Origin of the sequence: Mycobacterium lehmannii (assembly GCF_001499925.1) — a bacterium.
Classification (GTDB): domain Bacteria; phylum Actinomycetota; class Actinomycetes; order Mycobacteriales; family Mycobacteriaceae; genus Mycobacterium; species Mycobacterium lehmannii.
Map to the genome: position 1 here is coordinate 20,007 of NZ_LQIR01000034.1, position 23,898 is coordinate 43,904.

At 66.0% G+C, this 23,898-nt stretch carries 22 protein-coding genes; 11 read left to right on the top strand and 11 right to left on the bottom strand.

What is annotated here, in order from left to right; genetic code table 11:
* Positions 1-272: 272 nt before the first annotated feature.
* Positions 273-1,709, top strand: a complete 1,437-nt coding sequence (locus AU192_RS17040) for a hypothetical protein (protein ID WP_064398259.1) — start codon at positions 273-275, stop codon at positions 1,707-1,709.
* 11 nt (positions 1,710-1,720) lie between these two features.
* On the opposite strand, the gene AU192_RS17045 is transcribed toward AU192_RS17040, so the two are convergent.
* On the bottom strand, positions 1,721-2,635 hold the full coding sequence (locus tag AU192_RS17045) for an NAD(P)H-dependent flavin oxidoreductase (protein WP_064398794.1): 915 nt from the start codon (positions 2,633-2,635) through the stop codon (positions 1,721-1,723).
* Between the two features lie 116 nt (positions 2,636-2,751).
* On the opposite strand from AU192_RS17045, the gene AU192_RS17050 reads away from it, so the two are divergent.
* From AU192_RS17050 to AU192_RS17060, 3 genes are read left to right on the top strand one after another with little or no spacing between them, the layout of a single operon-like run.
* Positions 2,752-3,801: a Rieske 2Fe-2S domain-containing protein gene (locus AU192_RS17050; protein WP_064398796.1), complete on the top strand. Its 1,050-nt coding sequence runs from the start codon at positions 2,752-2,754 to the stop codon at positions 3,799-3,801.
* Positions 3,798-4,889, top strand: coding sequence for an NAD(P)H-dependent amine dehydrogenase family protein (locus AU192_RS17055; RefSeq protein ID WP_064398261.1), 1,092 nt, complete (start codon positions 3,798-3,800; stop codon positions 4,887-4,889). Before AU192_RS17050 ends, AU192_RS17055 begins: the two co-directional genes overlap by 4 nt.
* Positions 4,890-4,892: 3 nt before the next feature.
* Complete coding sequence (locus AU192_RS17060) at positions 4,893-5,540, top strand: TetR/AcrR family transcriptional regulator (RefSeq protein ID WP_064398263.1); 648 nt, start codon at positions 4,893-4,895, stop codon at positions 5,538-5,540.
* Positions 5,541-5,542: 2 nt separating this feature from the next.
* Here AU192_RS17060 and AU192_RS17065 read toward each other — a convergent pair whose 3' ends face one another.
* The 3 genes from AU192_RS17065 to AU192_RS17075 all read right to left on the bottom strand — a co-directional run bounded on the left by AU192_RS17065 (position 5,543) and on the right by AU192_RS17075 (position 8,890).
* Entirely contained in the window at positions 5,543-6,418 is an 876-nt protein-coding gene (locus AU192_RS17065; RefSeq protein ID WP_064398798.1) for a universal stress protein, read from the bottom strand.
* 98 nt (positions 6,419-6,516) lie between these two features.
* Positions 6,517-7,641 carry an acyl-CoA dehydrogenase family protein gene (locus AU192_RS17070; protein WP_064398265.1) on the bottom strand — a complete coding sequence of 375 codons (1,125 nt, stop codon included), beginning with the start codon at positions 7,639-7,641 and terminating at the stop codon, positions 6,517-6,519.
* A 10-nt stretch (positions 7,642-7,651) separates the two neighbouring features.
* On the bottom strand, positions 7,652-8,890 hold the full coding sequence (locus tag AU192_RS17075; RefSeq protein WP_064398267.1) for an acyl-CoA dehydrogenase family protein: 1,239 nt from the start codon (positions 8,888-8,890) through the stop codon (positions 7,652-7,654).
* A 133-nt stretch (positions 8,891-9,023) separates the two neighbouring features.
* Here AU192_RS17075 and AU192_RS17080 point away from each other — a divergent pair, with 133 nt between their 5' ends.
* Positions 9,024-9,425 carry a PAS domain S-box protein gene (locus AU192_RS17080; protein ID WP_064398269.1) on the top strand — a complete coding sequence of 134 codons (402 nt, stop codon included), beginning with the start codon at positions 9,024-9,026 and terminating at the stop codon, positions 9,423-9,425.
* On the opposite strand, the gene AU192_RS17085 is transcribed toward AU192_RS17080, so the two are convergent.
* Complete coding sequence (locus tag AU192_RS17085) at positions 9,422-10,144, bottom strand: ScbR family autoregulator-binding transcription factor (protein ID WP_341271756.1); 723 nt, start codon at positions 10,142-10,144, stop codon at positions 9,422-9,424. The two genes, AU192_RS17080 and AU192_RS17085, sit on opposite strands and share 4 nt — an antisense overlap.
* The gene (locus AU192_RS17090) at positions 10,141-10,764 is read right to left on the bottom strand and encodes a TetR/AcrR family transcriptional regulator (protein ID WP_231984637.1); all 624 of its coding nucleotides are present in this window, start codon (positions 10,762-10,764) and stop codon (positions 10,141-10,143) included. Before AU192_RS17090 ends, AU192_RS17085 begins: the two co-directional genes overlap by 4 nt.
* 590 nt (positions 10,765-11,354) lie before the next feature.
* On the opposite strand from AU192_RS17090, the gene AU192_RS17095 reads away from it, so the two are divergent.
* On the top strand, positions 11,355-12,236 hold the full coding sequence (locus AU192_RS17095) for a hypothetical protein (RefSeq protein WP_064398272.1): 882 nt from the start codon (positions 11,355-11,357) through the stop codon (positions 12,234-12,236).
* On the opposite strand, the gene AU192_RS17100 is transcribed toward AU192_RS17095, so the two are convergent.
* Genes AU192_RS17100 through AU192_RS17110 form a run of 3 tightly spaced genes read right to left on the bottom strand, consistent with a single transcriptional unit; the run spans position 12,183 to position 16,911 of the window.
* Positions 12,183-13,982: a putative bifunctional diguanylate cyclase/phosphodiesterase gene (locus tag AU192_RS17100; RefSeq protein WP_064398804.1), complete on the bottom strand. Its 1,800-nt coding sequence runs from the start codon at positions 13,980-13,982 to the stop codon at positions 12,183-12,185. The two genes, AU192_RS17095 and AU192_RS17100, sit on opposite strands and share 54 nt — an antisense overlap.
* Positions 13,983-14,029: 47 nt before the next feature.
* On the bottom strand, positions 14,030-16,165 hold the full coding sequence (locus AU192_RS17105) for an Rv1355c family protein (RefSeq protein ID WP_064398273.1): 2,136 nt from the start codon (positions 16,163-16,165) through the stop codon (positions 14,030-14,032).
* A complete protein-coding gene (locus AU192_RS17110; RefSeq protein WP_064398275.1) occupies positions 16,162-16,911 on the bottom strand; it encodes a hypothetical protein in 750 nt (249 codons plus the stop codon). The genes AU192_RS17105 and AU192_RS17110 overlap by 4 nt, the downstream gene beginning before the upstream one ends.
* 292 nt (positions 16,912-17,203) lie before the next feature.
* Here AU192_RS17110 and purU point away from each other — a divergent pair, with 292 nt between their 5' ends.
* On the top strand, positions 17,204-18,109 hold the full coding sequence (gene purU, locus AU192_RS17115) for a formyltetrahydrofolate deformylase (RefSeq protein ID WP_233151394.1): 906 nt from the start codon (positions 17,204-17,206) through the stop codon (positions 18,107-18,109).
* Between the two features lie 32 nt (positions 18,110-18,141).
* Positions 18,142-18,594: a MaoC family dehydratase gene (locus AU192_RS17120; RefSeq protein WP_064398279.1), complete on the top strand. Its 453-nt coding sequence runs from the start codon at positions 18,142-18,144 to the stop codon at positions 18,592-18,594.
* A 1-nt stretch (position 18,595) separates the two neighbouring features.
* Here AU192_RS17120 and AU192_RS17125 read toward each other — a convergent pair whose 3' ends face one another.
* Both AU192_RS17125 and AU192_RS17130 read right to left on the bottom strand, forming a co-directional pair.
* Positions 18,596-19,414, bottom strand: coding sequence for a mycofactocin-coupled SDR family oxidoreductase (locus AU192_RS17125; RefSeq protein ID WP_064398280.1), 819 nt, complete (start codon positions 19,412-19,414; stop codon positions 18,596-18,598).
* Entirely contained in the window at positions 19,411-20,583 is a 1,173-nt protein-coding gene (locus tag AU192_RS17130; RefSeq protein WP_064398282.1) for an acyl-CoA dehydrogenase family protein, read from the bottom strand. Before AU192_RS17130 ends, AU192_RS17125 begins: the two co-directional genes overlap by 4 nt.
* Positions 20,584-20,750: 167 nt before the next feature.
* On the opposite strand from AU192_RS17130, the gene fabG reads away from it, so the two are divergent.
* From fabG to AU192_RS17145, 3 genes are read left to right on the top strand one after another with little or no spacing between them, the layout of a single operon-like run.
* Positions 20,751-21,491 (top strand): 3-oxoacyl-ACP reductase FabG, encoded by a 741-nt coding sequence (gene fabG / locus AU192_RS17135; protein ID WP_064398806.1) that lies wholly within the window; start codon positions 20,751-20,753, stop codon positions 21,489-21,491.
* On the top strand, positions 21,488-22,708 hold the full coding sequence (locus AU192_RS17140) for an acetyl-CoA C-acetyltransferase (protein ID WP_064398284.1): 1,221 nt from the start codon (positions 21,488-21,490) through the stop codon (positions 22,706-22,708). Before fabG ends, AU192_RS17140 begins: the two co-directional genes overlap by 4 nt.
* Complete coding sequence (locus AU192_RS17145) at positions 22,705-23,898, top strand: acyl-CoA dehydrogenase family protein (RefSeq protein WP_064398286.1); 1,194 nt, start codon at positions 22,705-22,707, stop codon at positions 23,896-23,898. The genes AU192_RS17140 and AU192_RS17145 overlap by 4 nt, the downstream gene beginning before the upstream one ends.

Sequence of the window (23,898 nt, forward strand, 5' to 3'; positions counted from 1 at the left end):
TGCCCCGATCACGTCGCAAGCCGATCCGCTGTCCGCGGAGCGAATCAGTCGTCGCCATTCGAGACCTGGAGTTCGGAACCGGTCGCGGCGGCGTTGATCTTGAGTCGCCATTCGCGACGGTTCTTCGGTCGGCAAAGATTTGCACCGGGCCGCCCGCAATCGTCACCAATAGCTCTGTATTGCGGGGCTAATTCTGTGTAACAATCGTCTATCAAACCCTCTCTGAACGAGGGTTCTCTTTTCGGACGGAGGCGATCATTCCCACGTCACCTTTGCGCGTCACGGCGGGTGTCTGTGTCCTCGCTGCCGGATTGCTGTTCGGCGGCGCCGGTGCTGTCGCCAGTGCTGACGACTCAGGAAGCACCGGTGGCGCGGGAACGAGCGGCTCGACCGGGTCCAGCCAGGGTTCCACCACCGGCACCGACGGCTCGGAGACTTCGGGCGCCACCGCCGGGACGGCGACCAAGTCCACGCCCAAGATCGACCGGCGCTTCCGGCTCCGCCTTCCCGATTTCTCACGGCAGTCACAGTCGCGGCAGGACGGGTTCACCCGCCCCACGACCATCGTGCGGGGCGGCGTCGACAGGACCGTGACCACGGGGACCAAGGCGGAGGACGCCGACGTGACCGCGGACGACTCCGAGACCGCGCCCGCCGAGGAAGCCAAGACCACAACCGCCGCCGAGCCACAGGGGAACGAACTCGGCGTCGGGCCGCAGACGACCGAAAGCGGAATCGTCCCCGAGACCCAGGAACTGACGACGGAGACCGAACCCGCTGCCGAGGCTCCGGTTCCGACGGTGCCCGCGGACGGTTCGGCCACTCAACCCGACTCCAACTCCGCCGCGGACGACGCCGCAGCGTTGCCCGCCCCGCAGACCGACACGACGCCCGCCGTTCAGGTCGACACCCCGGTGACGCCGGAAGCCAAGACGGCCGATCCGCTGACCAACGCGTTCGTCACCATCAACGGCGCGATGGTGACGTGGTCGGAGTCGCTCGCCGCGCTGCAGACATCGAAGACGCCGATCCGAGATGCGATCACCTCGCTGCAGACCATGCTGACCACGGTGACGGGCGCAGTCACGCGGGTACCTTCGGATTTCTACGCGATGCTGGGCATCCCCGCTTCGTCCGGTCCGCCCCAATCGTTGATCGGTGGTAGTGGCACGCTGGATGCCAGGAAGGTGAACGCCCCGACCGGAGGAAACCTGGTCGGACCGCATCCGGGCGAAGCCACGCGGCCCGTGGCCCCCGCGGGCAGCGGATCGCTGTTCGGCACCATGGCCCCGCGCCCGGTGCAGGGCAAGGTGGCCACCACTGACACCGTCCAGCCGCTCTCGGTGTCGGGAACGGTTCCGCTTACCACCGCCGCCGCGCCCGCGAGTGCGAAGTCGATCTTCGAGCACGTCATCGAGGCGGTCCTGGTTCCGGCATCGCTGACGGCGCTGGCTGCCGTGGCGTTGCCGGGTGTCGCCGCCTTGCTCATCGTCGCCGCGGCGGGCATCCGTGTCGGCTACCGGCAGGCGAAGGCCGCTGTCGCTCTGCGGGTCTCCGGTATCGCGCGGTTCGCCGGCCCGGGGCCGCTGGGGGTCGTCCGCTCGGGCTCCATGGTCGCGCTCCGTCAGCGCGCCCGTGGGCCGCGCACCAAACGCGCGGTGTGTCCGGAAGCCGAACGCGTGGCGCGCAGCCACGAGCGCGTCGCCTAGCCCGCCGGCTGCTACATCCTCGATTTGGCGTCGGTCAATGCCGCATCGATCTCGGTCCACGTGCGCCGCACGATGTCCGCGACCGGCAGAAGCTCCTGGATCCGGGACGAGACCTGACCGGTGTTGGCCACACTGGCGTTCATATCGCCGTCGAAGTACAGCTCCGTGATCTTGCCCAGCAAGCGTGCGCCCGGTTCGTGAGCCGCGACGCGCGCGGCCAGCCCGGTGCGCAGGACGCGCATCGTCGGGTTGCCGGGGATGGCCAGAAGCACGGTGCCGGAGTCGTCGGCCGTCACGATCGCATCCTTGAAATTCGCGTGCACGGCCGCCTCGACGCTGGCCAGCATCCGGGTCCCCATCTGGACGCCCTCGGCGCCGAGTACCAGCGCCGCCGCCGCCGACCGTGCGTCGCACATGCCGCCCGCTGCGATGATCGGCAGGTCGACGTTCTCGGCGACCAACGGAAGCAGCACCATCGTCGATGCGCCCAGCAGCGACTTGAACCCGCCGCCTTCGACGCCCTCGACCACCAACGCATCGACGCCGGCATCGGCCGCCTTGCGCGCACCCTTGAGGGATCCGACGACGTGCACGACCGTCATGCCGGCGTCGTGCAGGCGTGCGGTGAACAACGCGGGATCGCCTGCCGAGGTGAAGACGTGGTTCACCCCGGCCGCGGCCAGGGTGTCGACGATGGACGGGTCGGCCTTCCAGCCTTGGATCATCAGGTTGGCGGCGACCTGCTTGTCGGTGAGGTCACGCACTCGGTACAGATCGGCGCGGCCGTCTTCGGTCAGCGTCTCGATCATGCCAAGGCCGCCGGCCTCGCTGACGGCCGCGGCGAGCTCGGCGCGCGCGATGTAGGTCATGGGCGCTTGCACGACGGGGAAGTCGATGCCGAGGAGCTCCTGGATTCGGTTGGTCACCAGGTCATTCTGCGTGAGGGCCGCCGGCAACGAAATCACCCTGGCCAAATTTACATTGAGTCCTCTATCATTTGTCGGACCGAGACCCAGTGGCAGCGCAGCCCGAGAGGACGTCGATGGCCAAGCCACCCCTGTCGATGAAGCCGACCGGATGGTTCCAGGTCGCGTGGTCGGCAGAGCTCGACCCCGGCGATGTCCGGCGGATGAAGTACTTCGACCGTGAGATGATCGCGTGGCGAACGTCTTCGGGCCAAGCGGTGGTGATGGACGCCTACTGCGAGCACCTTGGAGCGCACCTCGGATACGGCGGCCACGTCGAGGGCGAAGTCATCGAGTGCCCGTTTCACGGCTGGCAGTGGAACACCGAAGGCCGCAATGTCTGTATCCCGTACCAGGACCGCCCGAACCGCGGCAGGCGGATCCGCAGCTACCCCGTCGCCGAACGCAACGACTCGATCTACATCTGGCACGACATCGACGGACGGGCACCATATTTCGACGCGCCGGACATCTTCGGCAGCTTCGGCGACACCAGCACCGCCGCCGACTACTACCCGCCGATGACCCTCTTCCGCGAGGGACTCGAACTGCATCCTCAGTACGTGCTCGAGAACGGCGTCGACTTCGCGCACTTCAAGTTCGTGCACAAAACACCGATCATCCCCGTCTTCACTCGTCACGACTTCGCCGAGCCTTGGTCGTATGTCGACTTCACCATCACCTTCGAAGGCGACGAATCCCAGTCGATCGACGACGTGCGAAGCGGTGTGGAAGCCATCAACGGCGGCCTCGGCATCGCGGTGACCAAGAGTTGGGGCATGGTTGACAACCGGACGATCTCGGCGATCACCCCCGTGGACGACCGAACGTCGGATGTCCGGTTCATGGTCTACATCGGCCGCACCCCCGGCCGCGACGACCAACGGGCCGAGGAGAAGGCAGGTGAGTTCGGCGCCGAAGTCATCCGCCAGTTCACTCAGGACGTGCACATCTGGTCGCACCAGCGCTATTCCGACCCGCCCGCGCTGGCGACCGCCGAGTACGAGGGTTTCACCGCGCTACGCAAGTGGGCGACCCAGTTCTATCCCGACGGCCGCGGCGGCAATGCCGCGGACCTTCAAACATCCGGTGCCGCAACGTCGTCCGAGAAAGGTTCGACCCGATGACCGCACAATTCGCCCGCCCGACGCGTGTGTTCCAGGTGGCCACAGGCAACCTCGGGACCGAGATGATCAAGCGGATCGGGGAGCATCCGGATCTCGAACTCGTCGGATTGCACTGCTACACCCCCGAAAAGGTCGGAAGGGATGCCGGTGAGATCGTCGGCATCGGACCGGTCGGGGTGCGCGCCACCGGCACGATCGAGGAGATCATCGCCGCCCAACCCGACGTCCTGACGTTCCACGGTGTGTTCCCCGACGAGGACCTCTACATCAGAGTCCTCGAGGCGGGCATCAACATCGTCACCACGGCCGACTGGATCACCGGCTGGCACCGCGACACCAACCATCCGCATCCCTCGGGCAAGCCCGTGTCCCAACTCCTCGAGGACGCCTGCCGCAAGGGCAGTTCCACGTTCTACGGCACCGGCATGAACCCCGGGCTCAACCAGATTCTGGGCGTGGTGTGTTCGGCCGACGTCGCCGAGATCGAGAACGTCACCACGATCGAGTCGGTCGACGTGTCGTGCCATCACTCCAAAGACACCTGGATCGAGGTCGGGTACGGCCAGCCCGTCGACGATCCCGATATCCCGGGCAAGCTGGAGAAGTACACCCGGGTCTTCGCCGACAGCGTGCTGATGATGGCCGACTGCTTCGATCTGAAACTCGACGAGGTCAAGTTCAGCTACGAATTAGGCGCCTGCACAAAGGATGTGGACCTCGGTTGGTATCAGCTGCCGAAGGGCTCACTGGGTGGGAACTACATCAAGTACCAGGGCATGGTCGACGGGGTGCCGCGGGTGGAGACGCATCTGGAATGGCAGATGACACCGCACACCGACCCGCATTGGGATATCAAGGGGTGCTATATCACCCAGATCAAGGGCGACCCGTGCGTGTACAACAAGCACATGATCTTCCCGAAGCCCGGGGTGGACCTGTCCAACCCCGAGGCCTTCGCCTCGATCGGAATGACGGTCACGGGAATGCCTGCGCTGCATGCCATCCGGTCGGTCGTGGCCGCACCGCCGGGGCTGATCACCAGTGCCGACCTGCCGTTGCGCGGGTTCGCCGGCCGCTTCAAGAGGTAGGGAATGCCGCAGGCCGCCAACGTCGCGCCGCGCCGCCCGCCGAACGGTAAGCAGCTCCGAGCGGATCGGACCCGCGCGCTCGTCATCGAGGAAACGGTGTGCTGCGTCCTGGAAGAGGGATTCGCCGCGGCGAGCGCCAAGCACATCACCGAACGCGCGGGTGTGACCTGGGGGGTGATCCAGTACCACTTCGGTGACAGGGACGGGTTGTTGATGGCCGTCGTCGACGAGGGCTTCGGACAACTAGTGGCCTGCCTGCACGATGTTCAGGCCGCACTGGGGGAGCACCACGGACGTGCGCGCACCGAGCTGGTGATCAACGCGGTCGCCGACGCGTTCCTGAGTCCGACATCCATTGCCGCGTTGGAGATCTTGATTGCGACCCGAACCGGACGCGCCGATGCTCAGCAACGTCACCTGGCCGAGCTGTTCTCCACACTGACCCGGCTCGGCCGCTTCGTGGCCGAGGGTCTCGACCAGAAACACGCCGACGCGGTGGGCAACCTGATCTGGACCACGCTGATGGGCGCGATGGTGGCCAAGATGGCCGTCGAGGAACCGGTCGACGTCGGTCGCGAGCTTCGCGCGTTGACCGACGTCGTCACGGCCTACGTCGAGCTTCAGCTCGACGACGCGGCGGCCGCGCGATAGCTCTACCGCGGCCGCACGACGATCACCGGCGCCTTGGCCGACTGAGCCACCTTCGACGCAACGGAGCCGAGAACGAGGCTGGAGAATCCGCCGCGGCCCCGGCTGCCGACGACGACGAGCGCGGCCTCACCCGACGCTTCGACGAGCCGTCGTGCGGGGTCATCGCTGACGATCCGACGCTGCACCTCCACATCCGGATACCGTTCCTGCCAGCCGGCGAGGCGTTCGGACAAGACCCGGTGCCCGCCGTCCTCGTAGCGTTCCCAGTCGTTGCCGATGGAGGGAAATGAGGCATCGCTCCACGCGTGCAGTGCGATAAGCGCCACATTCCGCCTGGAGGCCTCGTCGAACGCCAATTCCGTGGCGTCTTCGGAGGCAGGCGAGCCGTCGATGCCGACCAGGACGGGGGCACTGGTGTCGACTGCGGCCGCGTCGTCGGTGCGCACGATCGCAATGGGACCTTTCCCGTGGTGCAGCAGGCCACTGCTGACCGAACCGAGAAAGGCTCGGCCGAGAACACCGAGGCCCCGCGACCCGGACACGGTCATGTATGCGTCGCGCGAGGCGGTGACGAGCGCGGCGGGCGCCGCGGCGTTCATGATCTGCGTTTCGATGGCCGGTGGCGCCTTGTCGCCCGCAGCGGCCTGCACGGTTTTCTGCGCCGAGTCGAGGATGTCGCGGCCGTTGGATTCCATCGACTCGATGTAACTGGCTTCCAGATACGCGACCGGCCATGTCACGACGACAGGGGTGATCGCATGGAGCAACCTGACCGGTTGGTCCCGCAACAGGGCTTCGTGAGTCGCCCAACGAATGGCGGCCTCCGAGTCCGGTGATCCGTCGACGCCAACAAGAATTCCGCTCGGACCGGCAGCCATGATTTCTCCCTTCACCACATGGCGGTTGTTGATTTCGACGTTACGTCCTCAACCGACCATGTGGACAGGGCCTTTGGTCCCTCATGCCGCCGCGACGGTCAGGCCTTGGTCAGCTCCGCGTATCGGGTGACGTGGAAGTCGGTGGTGCCGAACTCGTACTGAAGCGCGGTCAGCCGCTTGAAATAGTGGCCGATCGCGAGTTCCTCGGTCATCCCCATCCCGCCGTGCAGTTGCACCGACTGCTGTCCGATGAACCGCGCGGCCCGGCCCACGGTGGCCTTGGCCGCCGACACCGCGCGCGCCCGCACATCCGGCTCGGCCTCGAGGTTGAGGACCGCCAGGTACGTGGCGGACACCGACTGCTCGACTTCCATGTACATGTCGACCATGCGGTGCTGCAGCACCTGGAAGCTGCCGATCGGCTGCCCGAACTGCTGACGTTGTTTGGCGTATTCGACGGTGTCCGCCAGGACCTTCCGCATGCACCCGACCGCTTCCGCGCAGACCGCGGCCGCACCTTCGTCGCGTGCCTGAGCCAGCGACGGCCATGCCGCGCCCTCTTCGCCGAGCAGCGCGTCGGCCGGAAGCCGCAGCCCGTCGAACGTCAGGTCGGATGCCCTGCGGTCGTCGATGGTGCGGTAGTGGTGGGCCGCGACAGCGTCTCCCGCCGACTCGAAATCGACGAGGAACAGCGAGATTCCGCTGGCGGTGCGCGCGGTGACCAGAAGGTGGGTGGCCAGAGGTGCGCTCGCGACGACGATCTTGGACCCCCGCAGCACCCATTCGTCGCCGTCGCGCTCAGCGCTGGTCGTCACGTCGGCCCAATTGTGGCCGGACTCGGATTCGTTCGCCGCGAGCGCCACGATGGCCCTTCCCTCGACGATCCGCTCGAGCAACGCCGAGGCCGGCTCGCCGCCGGCACGCTGCAGCAGGCCACCCGACACGACGACGGTGTCCACGTACGGTTCGACCACCAACGCTTGCCCGAGTGCCTCGGCGATGACCATCACTTCCACCGGCCCGCCGCCGATTCCGCCGAGGTCCTCGGGCAAGGCGGCACCGAGGATCCCGAGCTCGTTGGCGAACCCGGACCAGATGTCGGGCTGCCAGCCGGAACCCGTCTTCGCCGCCGCGCGGCTGCTCTCGAGCTCGTATCGGCTCGACAAGAACTTGTTCAAGCCGTCGCGCAGCAGTTCTTGTTCCTTGCTCAGGTTGAAGTCCATATCAAGCCCCTCAGAGTCCCAGCGCCGCTTTGGCCAGGATGTTGCGCTGAATCTCGTTGCTGCCGGCGTAGATCGAGCCGGCCCGGTCGTTGAAGTAGCGCAATGGTGCGACCGCCTGCCAGGGTTCTCCGCTGAGATATCCGTCCGGCGGCGGTTCGAACTCGGCGATCGGCCCGCCGGGGCAGGTGGCGTGCGGCTGGTAGACGCGGCCCCGCGGTCCGGCCGCTTCCATGGCGAGCTCGGTGATCGCCTGACTCAACTCGGTCGCGAGCACTTTGAGCATCGACGACGCGGCGCCGGGGTTCTTACCCTCGGCCACGGTTGCCAGCACCCGGTACTCGAGGATCTCGAGCACCTCGGTGCGGATCCGCGCGTCGGCCAGCTTGCGGGCGAACGCGGGGTCGTCGATCAGTCGGCCCCCGCCGGGACCCGGTTCAGTGGCCGCGACGGTGGCGATGTCCTGGGCCATCACCTGCAGCGCCGGGGACGACGCCCCGCCACCGCGTTCGAACTCCAGCAGGTACTTGGCGACGGTCCACCCGTCGTCGATTTTGCCGAGGACGTTCGTCGTGGGGACCCGCACCTCGTCGAAGAAGACCTGGTTCTGTACTTCTTCTCCGGATGTCATCACCAGCGGCCTGATCTCGATGCCGGGTGAGGACATGTCGATGAGCGCGAACGTGATGCCCTGCTGTTTCTTCTGGCCTCTGGACGTGCGCACCAGCGCGAACATCCAGTTCGCCTCGCGGGCGTGCGTCGTCCAGATCTTGCTGCCGGTGCAGATGAGGTCGCCTGCCGATTCATCGAGGACCGCCGCCATCGACAGCGCGGCCAGATCCGACCCCGCCTCGGGTTCGGAGTAACCCTGGCAGAAGAAGACCTGGCCGGTGAGGATGCGCGGCAGAAAGAAGTCCTTCTGTGCGTCGGTCCCGAACTTGATCAGGGCGTGGGCGACCATGCGGATCCCCATCGGGGACAGCGACGGAGCGCCCGCCAGCGTGGACTCGCGGCTGAATATGTAGTGCTGGGTCAGGCTCCAGTCGCAGCCGCCGTACTCGACCGGCCAGGCCGGCGCGGCCCAGCCCCGCTCGTGCAGAATCTGCTGCCATTCCATGCTCGCGTCGTGGTCGGCGTAGACGCTGGTCATCAGGCGGCCGGCGCGACGCAGTTCCGGTGTCAGCTTCTCGTCGAGGAAGCTGCGCACCTCGTCACGAAACGCCGCGTCTGCCGGCGACCACTTCAGGTCCATCGTCGATCCCCTGTCTCTTGACGCTCTACACAGTAAACCTAGTTGACTATGTGGCCAGTTCGGGGGCGCTCTTGATCGGCACTCCTACATATTTGTGGAACGAGGACGTTGCGGCGACTGCATAATTGAATCCGTGGAGCGACGACGAGACGGTCAGGTTGCGAAATCGCCGACGGCTGTCCTCGGGGAGTTGCCCGCGTTGGTGGTGCTCGACCGCCTGCCGGTACCGGTGTTGGCGATCGCTGAAGACGGTGCGATCGTGTTTGCCAACGAGACGTTCGCCGACATGGTCGGATACAGCGCTGACGCGCTGCGCGAGCTGCACTTTCATCAGATCTTTCACACCTTGCCCGCCGACGAGTCGGCGGTGTCGGTGATGCGGGCGCACGAGGAGTTGGTGGTCGAACTCCTTCACCGCGACGGTTCGATCGTGCGGGCCAGGATGAGCAAGTCGGCCCTGCGGCGCGGTAGTGACCCGGTCGCCCTGGCCACTTTCCAGGATCTGACCGAACGACTCTGGCTCGACGAACTTTAAGCCTCAGCCGGGCGGGCGCCGTGGCGTAAGGCTTCTCGCGCCAGGTACTGCTGGAAGTAACTCAGTGATTCCTCGGTCGCGATCGCCGGCAGCAGGATCTCCCAGATTCGCCCCAGGCGTTCCATCACGTCGGCGCCGGACGAGGTCGAACTGGAGAGAAGTTCGGCCCCGGTCATCGATCCCACAACCGTCTCGGCGACCGCGACGGGATCGAGGTCAGGACGTACGTCGCCGTCCTCGATGGCCAGCGCCGTGCTCGACGCTATCTCATCGAGCCAGCGGCCGAAGATGCGTGCGTTGGCCTGGCTGAACCCCCCGAATGCGCGCCGCAACTGGGTGGCGCTTCGGGCGACCATGTCCGTGGCGAGCAGGTCCGCGACAACGAAACACGAGTGGATGATGCGTTCGAGCGCGGGCGCCGAGGACTCGCTGATCTTCTCGAATGCCTCGAACAGGATCGTGCTGCCCTCGTCGATGATCGCGGCCGCGAGCGCGTCTTTGGAATCGAAGTGGTAGTACAGAGCGCCCTTTGTCATCTCGGCGCGATCGATGATGTCGCCCAGGCTGGTCGCGGGATAACCGATCTCGTTGAACAGCTCCACCGCGGCATCGACGATCCGCCGCCGGGTGGCTTCAGATCGCGCTTGGCGCACCATCGCCGGTACCTCCGGATGCTCCGACGGCCTCATCCGGTTGGAGATGGCCTGGTCGGGGATCATAGATCATTCAATGGAGCCGCCGTCTTGATGGCGACCGCGGTCCGTCGCTTGACGAACTCGGTGAGATAGGCGATGCGGTCCGGGGCGGTAAGGCCGGGCAGGAGCAACATCCAGGCGGACTGCAGGTCGCGCATGAAGCGCTCGGGGTTGTCGAGATCGCTGGTCTGCCGTAAGCCCATGTACACCGAAACCAGGAGGCGGCCGATCGCTTCGGCGTCATCTTGGTCGCGGATGTCGCCTTCGGCGACCGCCCTGTCGATGACCTTCGCGTAACCCTCGACCCACCGGCGCAGGATGTCGGGCTGCAAGCCGTCGGTACGTCCGATGGATTCCAGGAGATTCAGTCCCGCCCTGGCGACTTCGCTGCCGATGTCGTCGACCGCGAGCCGGAACGACAGATCGATGAGCGTCTCCAGGCCGGACAACCTCCGTCCCAGCACCTCGTCGACCGAGGCTCGCGCTTCCTCCATACGGAGCTCGACGATCGCCGATGCCAGCGCGTGTTTGGAGCGGAAGTGGAAGTACATCGCGCCCTTGGTGACCGCCGCATCGGTGAGAATGTCGTCGAGGTTGACCCGGCTGTAGGAGCTGCGGGCGAACAGACGAGACGCCGCACGCAAGATCTGGAGCCGCGTCGAGTCCGACCGTCGATCGACCTGGTCGGCCGGTGGGGGAACGGCGTTCAGTGGGGGCCTCGTTTGCCTGAAATTAACCAACCCTGCAATTCTTCCATCCACTTCCCCGGTTCGATGAATTCTCTCCAGTTAGCTGTGTGCGACAACCCGGATGGCCCACGCTCTTCCGCCGCTTCCGATTCCTCCGCAATCTTTTCGTCTGACTTTTCCAGAATCCCGTATGTCGAATTGTTGTGTCCGACACGTCAAACTCTAAGTCATAATTAGACGCCCATAACATCCGAAAAGTATGTAAAGTACCTCCCGTGATGACTTTCGGTTCGCGGCGATGCGGATTGCCGGCCGTCGGTCGCACTGCGTCGCAGGCGTTCGGTGCTCACCGCGACCGGACATGTTCGGCGTCGCGCACGTTGTTTCCTATCGCGTTGCCATTGCCTGTATCGGCGAACCCCTCGAGAAAGCCATACGGGCAATGGCAGCTTTTCGAAAACGGCCTGAATCATCGTGTGATGCGCAGAATCCCGCATCGATATGCGGCCGGACTGTAAATCACAGCGACCTTGGAGAAGTTAACGGTGCAGTGGGACGACGAAGTCGACGTGGTGTGCGCCGGTGCCGGCGCGGCTGGACTCGCACACGCCATCGCGCTCGACGAACTCGGTGGTGAGGTGTTCATCGCGGACTGGGGAGTCGCCGAGCACAACTGGCTCGGTACGAATGCGACCGATGAGTGCACCCGCCACTTCTTCGCCGAGATGACGTCGGACCTGGGGCCGCTGCACGGTCAGTCCCACGATGTCGGCGTGCCGATCCGCGCCGTGCCCTCGCATGTGCCCGCCGATAGCGGCCGCACAGTGGCGCCGTTCGTCGGGGCCCGCCTGCGGGAATGGGCGGCCCAATGTCTGGCGACGCCGTTCGGTTACCTCTCGACCCGGCTTCCGGATTGGAGCGCGACGACCGTGCAGGCGTCTGATGGCCAAATCCTCGAGGTCCTCGAGATCGGTGCGCTCTCCGCCGATTCCGGTGAGCTCGCCGGCTCCATACTCGATCTGCTCACCACGGGTGTGGCCGACCGTGACATCGAGGTGCATTCCGACCATGCGTTGCAACGCCTGGTTTTCGAGGAGGGCCTCGCGGTGGGCGCGGTGTTCGCGACTCCCGACGGGCCGATGGCGGTCCGGGCTCGGCACGGTGTCACGGTCACGAGCGGAGCCGTGCAACTCCCCGAAATCGATCCGCGGTCGGTGTCCGGCGACATCCTGCGTGTCTGCCTCGTCGGACAGCGTGCCAGCAGGTTCGGCCGCGTCGAGGTGCTCACCTCCGAACCGCCGGCAGTGTCCGGCGTCGCGTGCCATGCGCGCGGTCGCCGGCTACCGGCCAATCTCCGTGAGACATACCGCCACTCAGGGTCGTGGCGATGCGGCAAAGTCCACGGGTACCCGTCCCTGGGCGAGTAGCGACTGCATCTCGGCGCCCGGCAACGGACGCGACAACAGAAATCCCTGCGCCCGGTGGCATCCATGTTCGAGCAGGGTGCGCGCGGCCTCCTCGGTCTCCACACCCTCGGCGACGAGCTGCAGGCCGAACGCCTCGGCCAGCGCGATGATGGCGCGCACAATTGCGAGATCGCCGGGATTGTGGCCCAACTCGCGGACGAAGCCCTTGTCGATCTTCAGGGTGTCGACGGGCAGCGACTTCAGATGTGACAGCACGCTGTAGCCGGTGCCGAAGTCGTCGATGGCGACCTGCACGCCGACCTGTTTGAGGCCGGCCAGCGTTTTGCGGGTGGTCTCGATGTCCTGCACCACGACGCTCTCGGTGATCTCCAGGCACACCGATCCGCCGTCGAGGCCGAACTCGTCGATCGTCGCCGCGACCGATTCCACGAATCCGTCGCTCACCAGTTGGACCGGCGAGACATTGACCCGCAATACCGCGTCGCAGCCGACACCGTTGGCGCGCCACTGGGCGAACTCGCGGCACGCCGTCCGCATCACCCAGCGACCCAGTTCGCCCGCCAGGTTGATCGATTCGGCCACCCCGATGAAGGAGCCGGGTGCGAGCAGGCCGCGCGTCGGATGCTCCCAGCGGACCAGCGCCTCGGTGGCGAGAATCTCGCCGGTGCGCATGTTGACCTCGGGCTGATAATGCAGCAGAAGGGCGCCCGTTTCGATGACGTTGTGCAGGTGAAGCTCGATGTCGTTGCGGAAGTCGGACTCCATCGACATCTGATCGGTGAAGACCGCGACCTCGTTGCCGCCGGATGCCTTGGCGGTCAACACCGCTTGGTCGGCGCGCCGCAGGAGGTCTGAGGTGTTGTCGCGGCCCGGCTCGCCCAGCGCCACACCGATGCTGACGGTGCGGGTGAGCGTCTCGCCGTCGACCGCCACCCGCTCGTTGAGCGTCGATTGCAGCCGAGTGGCCAACTCCCTTGCGGTGTCGACGTCCGTCAGCCCGGCAGGCACGACCACGAACTCGTCGCCACCGAGTCGGGCGAGGAACGTGCCGTCGTCGGCACTTTGGCGCAGCCGTTCGGCCAGGACGCGAATGAACCAGTCACCGGCGGTGTGGCCGAGGTAGTCGTTGATGGCCTTCAACCGGTCCAGATCGAAGAACAGCACCGAGACCGGCCCCGGTTGTCCCTGCCGCAGACGGGCGTCCAGGTGCGCCAGCAGCGCCCGCCGATTGCACAGTCCCGTCAGGTCGTCGTGTTCGGCCAGGTAGCGCAGGCGATCCTCGGCTTCGACCCGCGCTTGAACCTGAGCGAACAGCGACGCGATCGCGTTGAGCGCGTTGAGTTCCTCGGACGTCCAGTCCCTGTCGCCGAACTTGACAAATCCGAGCACTCCGGAGGTGATCTCACCCGACAACATCGGGACGCAGGCCATCGACGTCGACGGAACCTGTCTGCCCTCGGCGATGGTCTGCTGGTACTCCTCGGTCGAGGGCTCCGGGCGGAACACGATCGGTTCCTTCTGATGCTCGCACCGGGCGAACACCGGGTCGGCGTCGGCGAAATACACCACACCCAACGGGTCGGGATCCGGAATCCCCGGGCGGACCGGCCACTCCGCGACCAGCACGGACGCGCGGATCCGGTGATCGTTGTGGCGCAGGAAGCTGACGTCGACGCCGAGGTACTCGACGAGGTCGGCCAGCACACGCTGGCTCACCTCCACCTGCGTCGCGACGTTCACACCCATCAGGTGCGTGGCGACCGACGTGACGAGGTTCTCGAGACTGCTGGGCACTAACCCTCCCTAACGCCGTCGGCGTTGTCGCGACGGTAGTGACTGCGGCGCCGGCTTCTGACCGACGGGCGGGCTGCGTAGGTGAACCTGAGGGTCAACGCCTGTGACTCATCCATACCGGTTCCCGCGAGTTGCCGAAAATCATATTGCAGCCTGGCGAGGTCGTCGGCGAAAGCGGGCGAGACCCGGCGGCGGTCCTGCTCGTCGAGCGCATACAGAAACGGCGGTGAAACCGGTTGTACGGCAAGCCCGTGCTGCTGGGCCCGGATCCACACCGACTCGACGGCCGCCCCCGCGCGTGCGTAGTCGGCCAGGCGGTGCCCGCTTACCGAGACGACCGCCAGACCGGCGCAGTCCCGCACACGACGCGCGGTGTCGTCGCCGAGGGCCCGCCCGCCGTCCCACTCTCTCACGTGGCCCATCACCTCCGGCCGGCGCAGGACGTCGAGCATCACCAGGTCCGCGGGAGCGAGCTCGAGCGTGCGTACGTCGATGCCGGACTCCAGCGAGGCCGAGTCGGGCCACCGCAGTTCGGCGAACATCTCGGCGTGCAGGCGCGGAGTCAGATATCGGATGCGATCGGCGGCGGCCAGAATCGCTGCGGCCGATTCGAGGTCGGGCCGGTCGGTCAGGACCCTCAACCGGGCGCCTTCGGCCTCCGCGGCGGCGATCAGGGTCGCGATCGTGTCGGCAGGGATCGGCGCGGCGTTGCCGAGACGCCGATTGGTCTCCCGGGCCAGCATCGGCTCGTAGAGCGATGCGAGTTCGGGGTCGTCGCCCGGCGCGAGACGCACCGTCGCGACCAACGGTGAAGCCTCGTCACCGGCGCCGTAGTGCACCTGTGCGGTCATCTGGTGGGCGGCGGCCGCGACGCGGGTGTTGAAGGTCGCGGCGCCGACCGCGAGGGCGCTGGCGCGCAGACCGACGTCCATCGTCGTGGTGAACCGCGCGTCCAACGCGACGGTCACCGATCCAGCGGTCACCTCGATCCGCCAGGGCTGCGCATTGCCGCCCGAGGGCGCGCGCTGCGCGGCGGCAGCGATCGCGTCGGTCGCCCGGTTCGGCTGGTCCTCGCCAGGGTCGTCGACCGGGTGGTCGCCGAGGGGCACGACCGGGGTGTCGAGGCGGTCGAAAACTTCGGCGATGTCCATCCGCGCCCGTCCGGAGGGGAGGTGCTCGCCGAGGCCGATCCGCCGGACCGCTTCGGCGACCAGGCTGGTGTTCAACGCCACCTCGGAGGTCAACTGCGGCCACGTCGAGAGGGTCTGTCCCACCTCGATCAGCGAGGCCGCCATCCGGGCCGAAACCTGGCTGGCCTCGGCCAGTCGAAGCGAGTAGGGCAGCTTGTCGGTGCTGCTGAGATTCGCCAGGCCGGCCGCGTCCATGTCTCCGACGAGGCCGTGCAGGATCGGGCGTGCCGGATCGAGATCGAACCGCTCGACGTCGAGCAGCGCGCGATCGCTGGTCGTCATCAGCACCGGGATCCCGCGCTCGCGTGCGGCCTCGCGGACCAGCAGCTTGGCGTCCAGGGAGTCGCATTCCTCGATGACGAGGTCCAGGCCGTCGAGGAACTCGTGGACGGTTCGCTCGTTGACACCGGCGACGTCGACGCGCACCGGCAGATACGGATCGAGTTCGGCGATCCTTCTGGCGCACACGACCGCCTTGTTCACTCCGATGTCGAGCACCGAGGCGGGAACCCGGTTCAGGTTCGTCAGATCCATGTCGTCGAAGTCGCTCAACCGCAAGCCGCCGCACAGCCCTTGAGCCGCGAGCGCGTAAGCGATCGTATGACCGACACTCAAACCGACGACGCCGACCGTGAGGCCGCCGAGCTTCTTCTGTTCGGCGGCCGTGATCAGGTTGCGATTGCGATCCAGACGCACACGGCGAAAACCTCTTGGGCCGAGGATGCTGGCCGCGGCCCGCCGCCACGGATAGTAGACCCATCGGATCGGTTCAGCGAGAACGTCTTCCGGCGGTGATGGCCGCATTTCGCGCAGCACCTGCTGTTGGTGTGCTGCACCGTCGGCGATTGCGATGCTCGGCTCCGACTGCAGCTGGGCGAGGACGGGATCGTCGGCGCGCAGAACTACTGCGGTGCACCAACTCGGATCGCCGTCCCCACCGATCACCGCTCGGTCCCGGTGGCGGCCGATAACCCGACCGCCTTGTGAACAGGAGCCAGCATCTGCTGTTCGGCAAAATACAACGAAAGCTGTTTGGGGTCGGCATGTTTGGCGAACGTCGCACGATCCCACCAGGCCAGTCGGGTCTCATAACGCTCGTCGGGATACGGCGTCGGAGGAATCTTCGTTGCGAGAATGCCGCCGGACGAGAGCCATCGCTTGAGCACATACGAGGCCGCCGTCGCGACGATGAACTGAATGTCGAGAAGCCCCATCGCATGCAGCGGTGTTCGGGAGATGGCGTAGGTGAGCTGACGGTTGCGATCGGGATCGTCAGTCACCCATGCGGTTTTCATCTCCACGACGCCGAATGGTAGCCGGTCGCTGATCATCTTCCGCACCGCGTCGAAGCCCGGCTGGCCCTTCCACTCCAGCAGTGCATGGGCCTCGTCGGCCGACTGATAAGGCCCTTTCGCCCGGAGGCCACCGACCACCTTTCCCGATCGGTCGACACAGGCGGCGAACAGGATCGTGTCCGAGCCGGTGTGCAACGCCTCCATGTCGAGTGCTTTTGCGACACCGTGCTTGGTGTAACTGCGCGTCGCCCCGTGCACGAAATCCCGCCAGAGCTCGGGCTCGACCGCGGGGTGTGCAAAGGTGATCGTGCAGTCGGTCTCCGAATCCCAGAAACTGGGAGTCTGTCGCAAACTGGTGGCGACATCGGTGGCGGGCTGGATTTGTGCAATGGTCATAATCGTCCGATCATCGGGCAGTTCCCATGTCAGGTCGCTGCTGATTACGTGTGGATTTCCCACATCCATATGAGTATCTCGCCGAGTGCGGTTTTATTACCAGGAAGCGCAGTGATCTTGTTGTGAAAAAGCGTGTTGTCGGCGCGAAAAAGATGTCCGGTATCGTGCGGTGGATCGCATGCAGCTAATTAGTGCAGACCCGGTGCGGAATGGCTGGGACCCACCCGCGGATTAGGGTTCGCAAACCCGTGATGTGGTGGTTCACCTGCGCTTGTGACGGCCTAGTGCCACGCTGGGAGAGGTGACCGGGGGATATCCGAGTCCGGGTTCAGGGAACCTGCCCGTTAAGGATGTGGGCAGGTTGCTGCTTCGCTGTGTGGACCGGCCGGGATTGGTGGCGGCCGTCAGCGCATTTCTGGCCGCCGCCGGCGCGAACATCGTGTCGCTGGATCAGCACGCGACCGAACAGTCGGGCGGCACGTTCATGCAGCGCACCATTTTTCACCTTCCCGGCCTGACCGCCGCACGCGATGAGCTCGAACGCGAATTCGCCGCACAGGTCGCCGTACCATTCGGTATGGACTTTCGGCTCACCGAAGCCGCGAAACCTAAACGGGTGGCGATCATGGCCTCCAAAGAAGACCACTGCCTACTCGATCTGCTGTGGCGCAACCGGCGTGGCGAGCTCGACATGTCCGTGGCCATGGTGATCTCGAACCATCCCGACCTCGCGGATCAGGTCCGGCCCTTCTCGGTTCCGTTCATCCACGTACCGGCCAGTAGGGAAGTCCGCGAGGATGCCGAACGTCGCCAGCTCGAGTTGCTGCGCGGCAACGTCGACCTGGTGGTCCTGGCGCGATACATGCAGATCCTCACGCCGGCCTTCATCACCGAGGTCGGGTGCCCGCTCATCAACATCCACCACTCGTTCCTGCCAGCGTTCATAGGCGCCGCGCCGTATCGGCGGGCCAAGGAGCGAGGGGTCAAGCTCGTCGGCGCCACCGCGCACTACGTGACCGAGGACCTCGACGAGGGCCCGATCATCGAGCAGGACGTGGTGCGGGTCGACCATCGGCACGGCGTGGAAGATCTGGTCCGCCTCGGATCGGACGTCGAACGCGTTGTTTTGTCCCGAGCGGTGCTGTGGCACTGTGAGGACCGCATCATTCGATTCGGCAACCAGACCGTCGTCTTCTAGCCGAATTCTGTCGCCGGTACGAAGGAGAAGTAGTGAAGAAGTTCAGCGACCTCGACGAGTTCATCGCGGCCGAGGGCAGCCAGCTCGGCCCCACCGAATGGCTCGAAGTCACCCAGGACCGCGTCAACCTGTTCGCCGACGCGACCGAGGACCACCAGTGGATCCACGTCGACCCCGAGAAGGCGGCCAACGGGCCGTTCGGGGCGACGATCGCCCACGGCTTGCTGACGCTGTCGCTGCTCCCGTACTTCTCTCATCAGCTGTACACGGTCGGCAACATCGCGATGGCGATCAACTACGGCTACAACAAGGTTCGCTTCATCACACCGGTCAAGGTCGGTGCCAAGATCCGCGCCACGGGCGAACTGACGAAGATCGACCAGCTCGACGGTGCCGTGCAGTCGACGATGACCACGACGATCGAGATCGAGGGCTCGGAAAAGCCTGCCGCCGTTGCGGAGTCGATCGTGCGCTTCATCCGCTGATTCAGTACTGGGTGGAGCCCTGATCCACCGGAATGGCCGTCGCCGTCATGTGTTTCGACTCGTCGCCGGCCAACCAGCACACCACCTCGGCGACGTCTTCGGGTTGCAGGACCCACGTCGGCAGAAACGGCGTCATCATGTGCTGCAGCGACGGATTGGTCTCCATCACCTTGGCGATCGCGGTGATCATGTCGCCCGAACCCATCGGGGTGTTGACCGGGCCGGGGTGCACGCTGTTGACGCGGATCGAGTGCTTTCCGAGTTCGGCGGCCAGGGCGCGGGCCATGCCGGTGACGGCGTGCTTGCTCGCGGTGTAGTGAACCATGAACGGCTGCAACTTGATTCCGGCAGCCGAGCTGATCAGGATGATGGACCCGCCCCGGCCACCGTCGATGATGTGCTGCGCGCCGGCCCGAACGGCGTTGAAGGTTCCTGCCACGTTGATGTCCATCACGTCGCGGAAGTCCTCCGGCGTGATCTCGTCCCACAGCTGCGGTGGCGAGATACCCGCGTTGGCAACGATCACGTCGAGCCGGCCGAGTGCGGCAACCCCTTCGGCGACAACCTCGTTGAGGGTCTCGGCGTCACGGGTGTCGGCCTGCGCGGTGAGGATGCGGCGACCGGTGGCCTCGACCAGCCGGGCCGTCTCGGCAAGTTCCTCAGGTGTTGCATGGTCGTAAGGCACACAGTCCGGAAGCTTTCCGGCGATGTCGACGGCGATGATGTCGGCGCCCTCGGTGGCCATCCGGACGGCGTGTGCGCGACCCTGACCCCGTGCGGCGCCGGTGATGAACGCGACCTTGTCGGTGAGCCTGTTCACGAGCGCTCCTTCTGTGCGGTCTTGACGAGGTTGGACCCGATGATGAGACGCTGTATCTCGCTGGTGCCCTCGTAAAGTCGCAGCAGCCGGACATCGCGATAGATGCGTTCGACGGGAACCTCGCGCATGTAGCCGCTGCCGCCGTGGATCTGGACCGCGATATCGGCGACATCACCTGCCATCTCGGTGCAGAACAGCTTGGCCGCCGACGGTGCCACCCTGCGGTCCTCGCCGGTGACCCATTGGCGCGCAGCGTCGCGGACCAGTGCACGGCCGGCCATCACGCCGGTCTGCTGATCGGCGAGCATCGCCTGCACCAACTGGAAGTTACCGATCGGTGTATCTCCCTGGGTCGCGGTGGCGGCGTAGGCGACCGACTCGTCGAGCGCGCGTTGCGCGGCCCCGACCGCCAATGCGGCGATGTGTACGCGTCCGCGCGCCAACGAGATCATCGCGGCGCGATAGCCGATGTCCTCGCTGCCGCCGACGAGCGCTTCGGCGGGCACGCGCACGTCGTCGAAGCTGACGTCCGCCGTCCACGCGCCCTCCTGGCCCATCTTCGCGTCCTTGGCGCCGACCTGGACACCGGCGGCGTCGGCGGGTACCAGGAACACAGCGATGCCCGCGCCGTCCGCATCGGCGGGGCGGCTGCGGGCGAACACGACGAAAAGGTCGGCGGTCGGGGCGTTGGTGATGAACCGCTTCTGGCCCGTGATCACCCAACCGTCATCTTGCCGAACGGCTTTGGTGCGAAGTCCCGACGGATTGGAGCCCGCGCCGGGCTCGGTGAGTGCGAACGATGCGACGACGTCGCCGGTGGCCATCGGCTCGAGCCAGCGCGCCTTCTGCTGATCGGTGCCGAATCCGACAAGGACCTGTCCCGCGATGCCGTTGTTCGTCCCGAACATCGAGCGCAGGGCCAACGAGGTGTAACCCAGCTCCATTGCCAGCTCGACGTCCTGCGAGAGGTCCAGCCCCAGCCCGCCCCACTCCTGGGGAATGGCATAACCGAAGAGTCCCATCTTCTTGGCCTGCTCGCGAAGGTCGTCGGGGACCCGGTCCCCGGCCAAAATCTCCTGCTCACGAGGGATCACCGCGGTGCGGACGAAGTGACGGGTCTGCGCCAGGATCTCCCGGAAGTCCTCGTCGCTGACTTCGGATGTCGCCATCCTCTGCTCCTTGTCCTCATCTGCTCGCGCGAGCGTCGCTGCAAGTCACGGCGAGCACGCGCGCGGTGTGACCGGTCGGCCCATCGAATGGGGGCGATCATATATGAAATATGATGTTCGATTGACGCGGCCCCGGGTGGGCCTTGACCAGCGGAAGGGGTGATCAGGTGTCGCTGTTGACCGGACAGACGGCGGTCGTGACCGGAGGTGCACAGGGTCTGGGATACGCGATCGCCGAACGGTTTATCGCCGAAGGCGCGCGGGTGGTTCTGGGCGACGTGGATCTCGCCGCCACCGAAGCGGCGGCCGAAAAACTCGGCGGCGGGGACCTCGCGCTGGCGGTGCGCTGTGACGTCACCAAGGGCGCCGACGTCGAGGCGTTGGTCGGCGCCGCCGTCGAGCGGTTCGGTGGGCTGGACATCATGGTCAACAACGCCGGGATCACCCGTGACGCGACGCTTCGCAAGATGACCGAGGAGCAGTTCGATCAGGTCATCGCCGTGCACCTGAAAGGCACATGGAACGGGCTGAAGGCGGCGGCGCCGATCATGCGTGAGAACAAGCGCGGCTCGATCGTCAACATGTCGTCGATCTCGGGCAAGGTCGGCATGATCGGCCAGACCAACTACTCGGCCGCCAAGGCAGGCATCGTCGGTATGACCAAGGCCGCGGCCAAGGAACTCGCCCATCTCGGGGTGCGGGTCAATGCGATTCAGCCGGGACTGATCCGCTCGGCGATGACGGAGGCCATGCCGCAGAAGGCGTGGGACCAGAAGCTGGCCGAGGTGCCGATGGGCCGCGCCGGTGAGCCGGAGGAGGTGGCCAAGGTCGCCCTGTTCCTGGCCAGTGATCTGTCCTCGTACATGACCGGGACCGTTCTCGAGATCACCGGGGGACGACACCTATGAGCACCCGCGAGGCCGTCATCTGCGAACCGGTGCGCACACCGATCGGCCGTTACGGCGGAATGTTCAAGTCGCTCACGGCCGTCGACCTCGGCGTCACCGCACTCAAGGGTCTGCTGGAGCGCACCGGAATCGAGCCGGAAGCAGTCGAGGACGTGATCCTGGGTCACTGCTATCCGAGCGCCGAGGCGCCCGCCATCGGCCGCGTCGTGGCGCTGGACTCCGGGCTGCCGGTGACCGTGCCCGGCATGCAGGTCGACCGGCGGTGCGGTTCGGGTCTGCAGGCCGTTATCCAGGCGTGTCTGCAGGTCGCCAACGGCGACAACGACGTCGTGGTCGCGGGTGGCGCGGAGAGCATGAGCAACGTGACGTTCTACTCGACCGACGTCCGGTGGGGCCCTGCGCCCGGCGGCGTCATGCTGCACGACTCGTTGGCCCGCGGGCGCACCACCGCCGGTGGCAAGCACTATCCGGTGCCCGGCGGGATGCTCGAGACCGCCGAGAACCTGCGCAGGCAGTACGACATCTCGCGGAAAGAGCAGGACGAGCTCGCCGTGACGTCTCATCGTCGCGCGGTGGCCGCCCAGAAAGACGGCATCCTGGCCGAGGAGATCATCCCCGTCACGGTGCGCACCCGGCAAGGCGAAGAGGTGATCGACACCGACGAGCACCCGAGACCCGACACCTCGCTCGAATCACTGGCGAAGCTGAGACCTGTTCTCGGCAAGCAGGATCCGGACGCGACCGTCACCGCGGGCAACGCGAGCGGCCAGAACGACGCCGCATCGATGTGCGTGGTGACCACGCGCGACAAAGCCGAAGAGCTGGGGCTGACGCCGCTGGTGCGGCTGGTGTCGTGGGGTTCGGCGGGCGTGGCGCCCAACGTCATGGGGATCGGGCCCGTGCCCGCCACCGAGGTGGCGCTGGCCAAGGCGGGACTGTCGTTGGCCGACATCGACCTGATCGAGCTGAATGAGGCGTTCGCCGCTCAGGCCCTTGCTGTAATGCGGGAGTGGAGTTTCGGCGCGGCGGACACCGAACGCACAAACGTGCACGGCTCGGGAATCTCGCTCGGGCATCCCGTCGGCGCGACGGGCGGTCGAATGTTGGCGACGCTGGCGCGCGAACTGACGAGGCGCGGCTCCCGCTACGGCTTGGAGACCATGTGCATCGGCGGGGGGCAGGGGCTGGCCGCGGTGTTCGAGAGGGTCGACGCATGACCAAACTCGCGCAGACGGTGGGATTGACCGATGTGCAAGCCGAAATCCTCTCCACCGTACGGCAATTCGTCGAGAAGGAAATCATCCCGAACGCGCCGGAGTTCGAGAAGACCGACACCTACCCACAGGCCATCGTCGATGCGATGAAGGAGATGGGGCTGTTCGGGTTGATGATCCCCGAGGAGTACGGGGGCCTCGGCGAATCGCTGCTGACGTACGCGCTGTGCGTCGAGGAGTTGGCGCGCGGCTGGATGAGCATCTCCGGTGTGCTCAACACCCACTTCATCGTCGCCTACATGTTGCGCCAGCACGGCACCGACGCGCAGAAGCAGCACTACCTGCCGAGGATGGCGACGGGGGAGACGCGCGGCGCGTTCTCGATGTCGGAACCCGAACTCGGTTCCGACGTCGCCGCGATCCGGACGCGGGCCACCCGCAACGACGACGGCACCTACCGGATCGACGGTCAGAAGATGTGGTTGACCAACGGGGGCACGTCCACCCTGGTCGCGGTGTTGGTCCGCACCGACGAGGGAGCCGACAAACCGCATCGCAACCTGACCGCATTCCTGGTCGAAAAGCCGGTCGGTTACGGGGAAGTCGCGCCGGGCCTGACCATTCCGGGCAAGCTCGACAAGCTCGGTTACAAGGGCATCGACACCACCGAGTTGATCTTCGACGGCTACGTGGCCAAGGCCGACGACATCCTCGGCGAGGCGCCGGGGCAGGGATTCTTCCAGATGATGGACGGAATCGAGGTCGGCCGGGTCAACGTCTCGGCGCGGGCGTGCGGTGTCGGCATCCGCGCGTTCGAACTGGCGGTCCGCTACGCCCAGCAGCGCCAGACGTTCGGCAAGCCGATCTCCGAGCACCAGGCCATCGCCTTCCAATTGGCCGAGATGGCAACCAAAGTAGAGGCGGCCCATCTGATGATGGTCAACGCCGCCCGGCTGAAGGACTCCGGGGAACGCAACGACGTCGCGGCCGGAATGGCGAAGTACCTCGCGAGCGAATTCTGCTCGGAGGTCACCCAGCAGAGTTTCCGAATCCACGGCGGTTACGGCTATTCGAAGGAATACGAAATCGAGCGGCTGATGCGCGACGCGCCGTTCCTGTTGATCGGCGAGGGCACCAGCGAGATCCAGAAGAACATCATCAGCAAGCGATTGCTCGCCGACTATCAGGTGTGA

Excerpts from the sequence above, each read along its gene's own strand:
- AU192_RS17050 (WP_064398796.1), top strand. The coding sequence starts at position 2,752 with ATGGCCAAGCCACCCCTGTCGATGAAGCCGACCGGATGGTTCCAGGTC.
- AU192_RS17055 (WP_064398261.1), top strand. The coding sequence starts at position 3,798 with ATGACCGCACAATTCGCCCGCCCGACGCGTGTGTTCCAGGTGGCCACA.
- AU192_RS17060 (WP_064398263.1), top strand. The coding sequence starts at position 4,893 with ATGCCGCAGGCCGCCAACGTCGCGCCGCGCCGCCCGCCGAACGGTAAG.
- AU192_RS17065 (WP_064398798.1), bottom strand. The coding sequence starts at position 6,418 with ATGGCTGCCGGTCCGAGCGGAATTCTTGTTGGCGTCGACGGATCACCG.
- AU192_RS17070 (WP_064398265.1), bottom strand. The coding sequence starts at position 7,641 with ATGGACTTCAACCTGAGCAAGGAACAAGAACTGCTGCGCGACGGCTTG.
- AU192_RS17075 (WP_064398267.1), bottom strand. The coding sequence starts at position 8,890 with ATGGACCTGAAGTGGTCGCCGGCAGACGCGGCGTTTCGTGACGAGGTG.
- AU192_RS17085 (WP_341271756.1), bottom strand. The coding sequence starts at position 10,144 with ATGATCCCCGACCAGGCCATCTCCAACCGGATGAGGCCGTCGGAGCAT.
- AU192_RS17100 (WP_064398804.1), bottom strand. The coding sequence starts at position 13,982 with ATGGGTGTGAACGTCGCGACGCAGGTGGAGGTGAGCCAGCGTGTGCTG.
- AU192_RS17110 (WP_064398275.1), bottom strand. The coding sequence starts at position 16,911 with ATGACCATTGCACAAATCCAGCCCGCCACCGATGTCGCCACCAGTTTG.
- AU192_RS17130 (WP_064398282.1), bottom strand. The coding sequence starts at position 20,583 with ATGGCGACATCCGAAGTCAGCGACGAGGACTTCCGGGAGATCCTGGCG.
- AU192_RS17140 (WP_064398284.1), top strand. The coding sequence starts at position 21,488 with ATGAGCACCCGCGAGGCCGTCATCTGCGAACCGGTGCGCACACCGATC.
- AU192_RS17145 (WP_064398286.1), top strand. The coding sequence starts at position 22,705 with ATGACCAAACTCGCGCAGACGGTGGGATTGACCGATGTGCAAGCCGAA.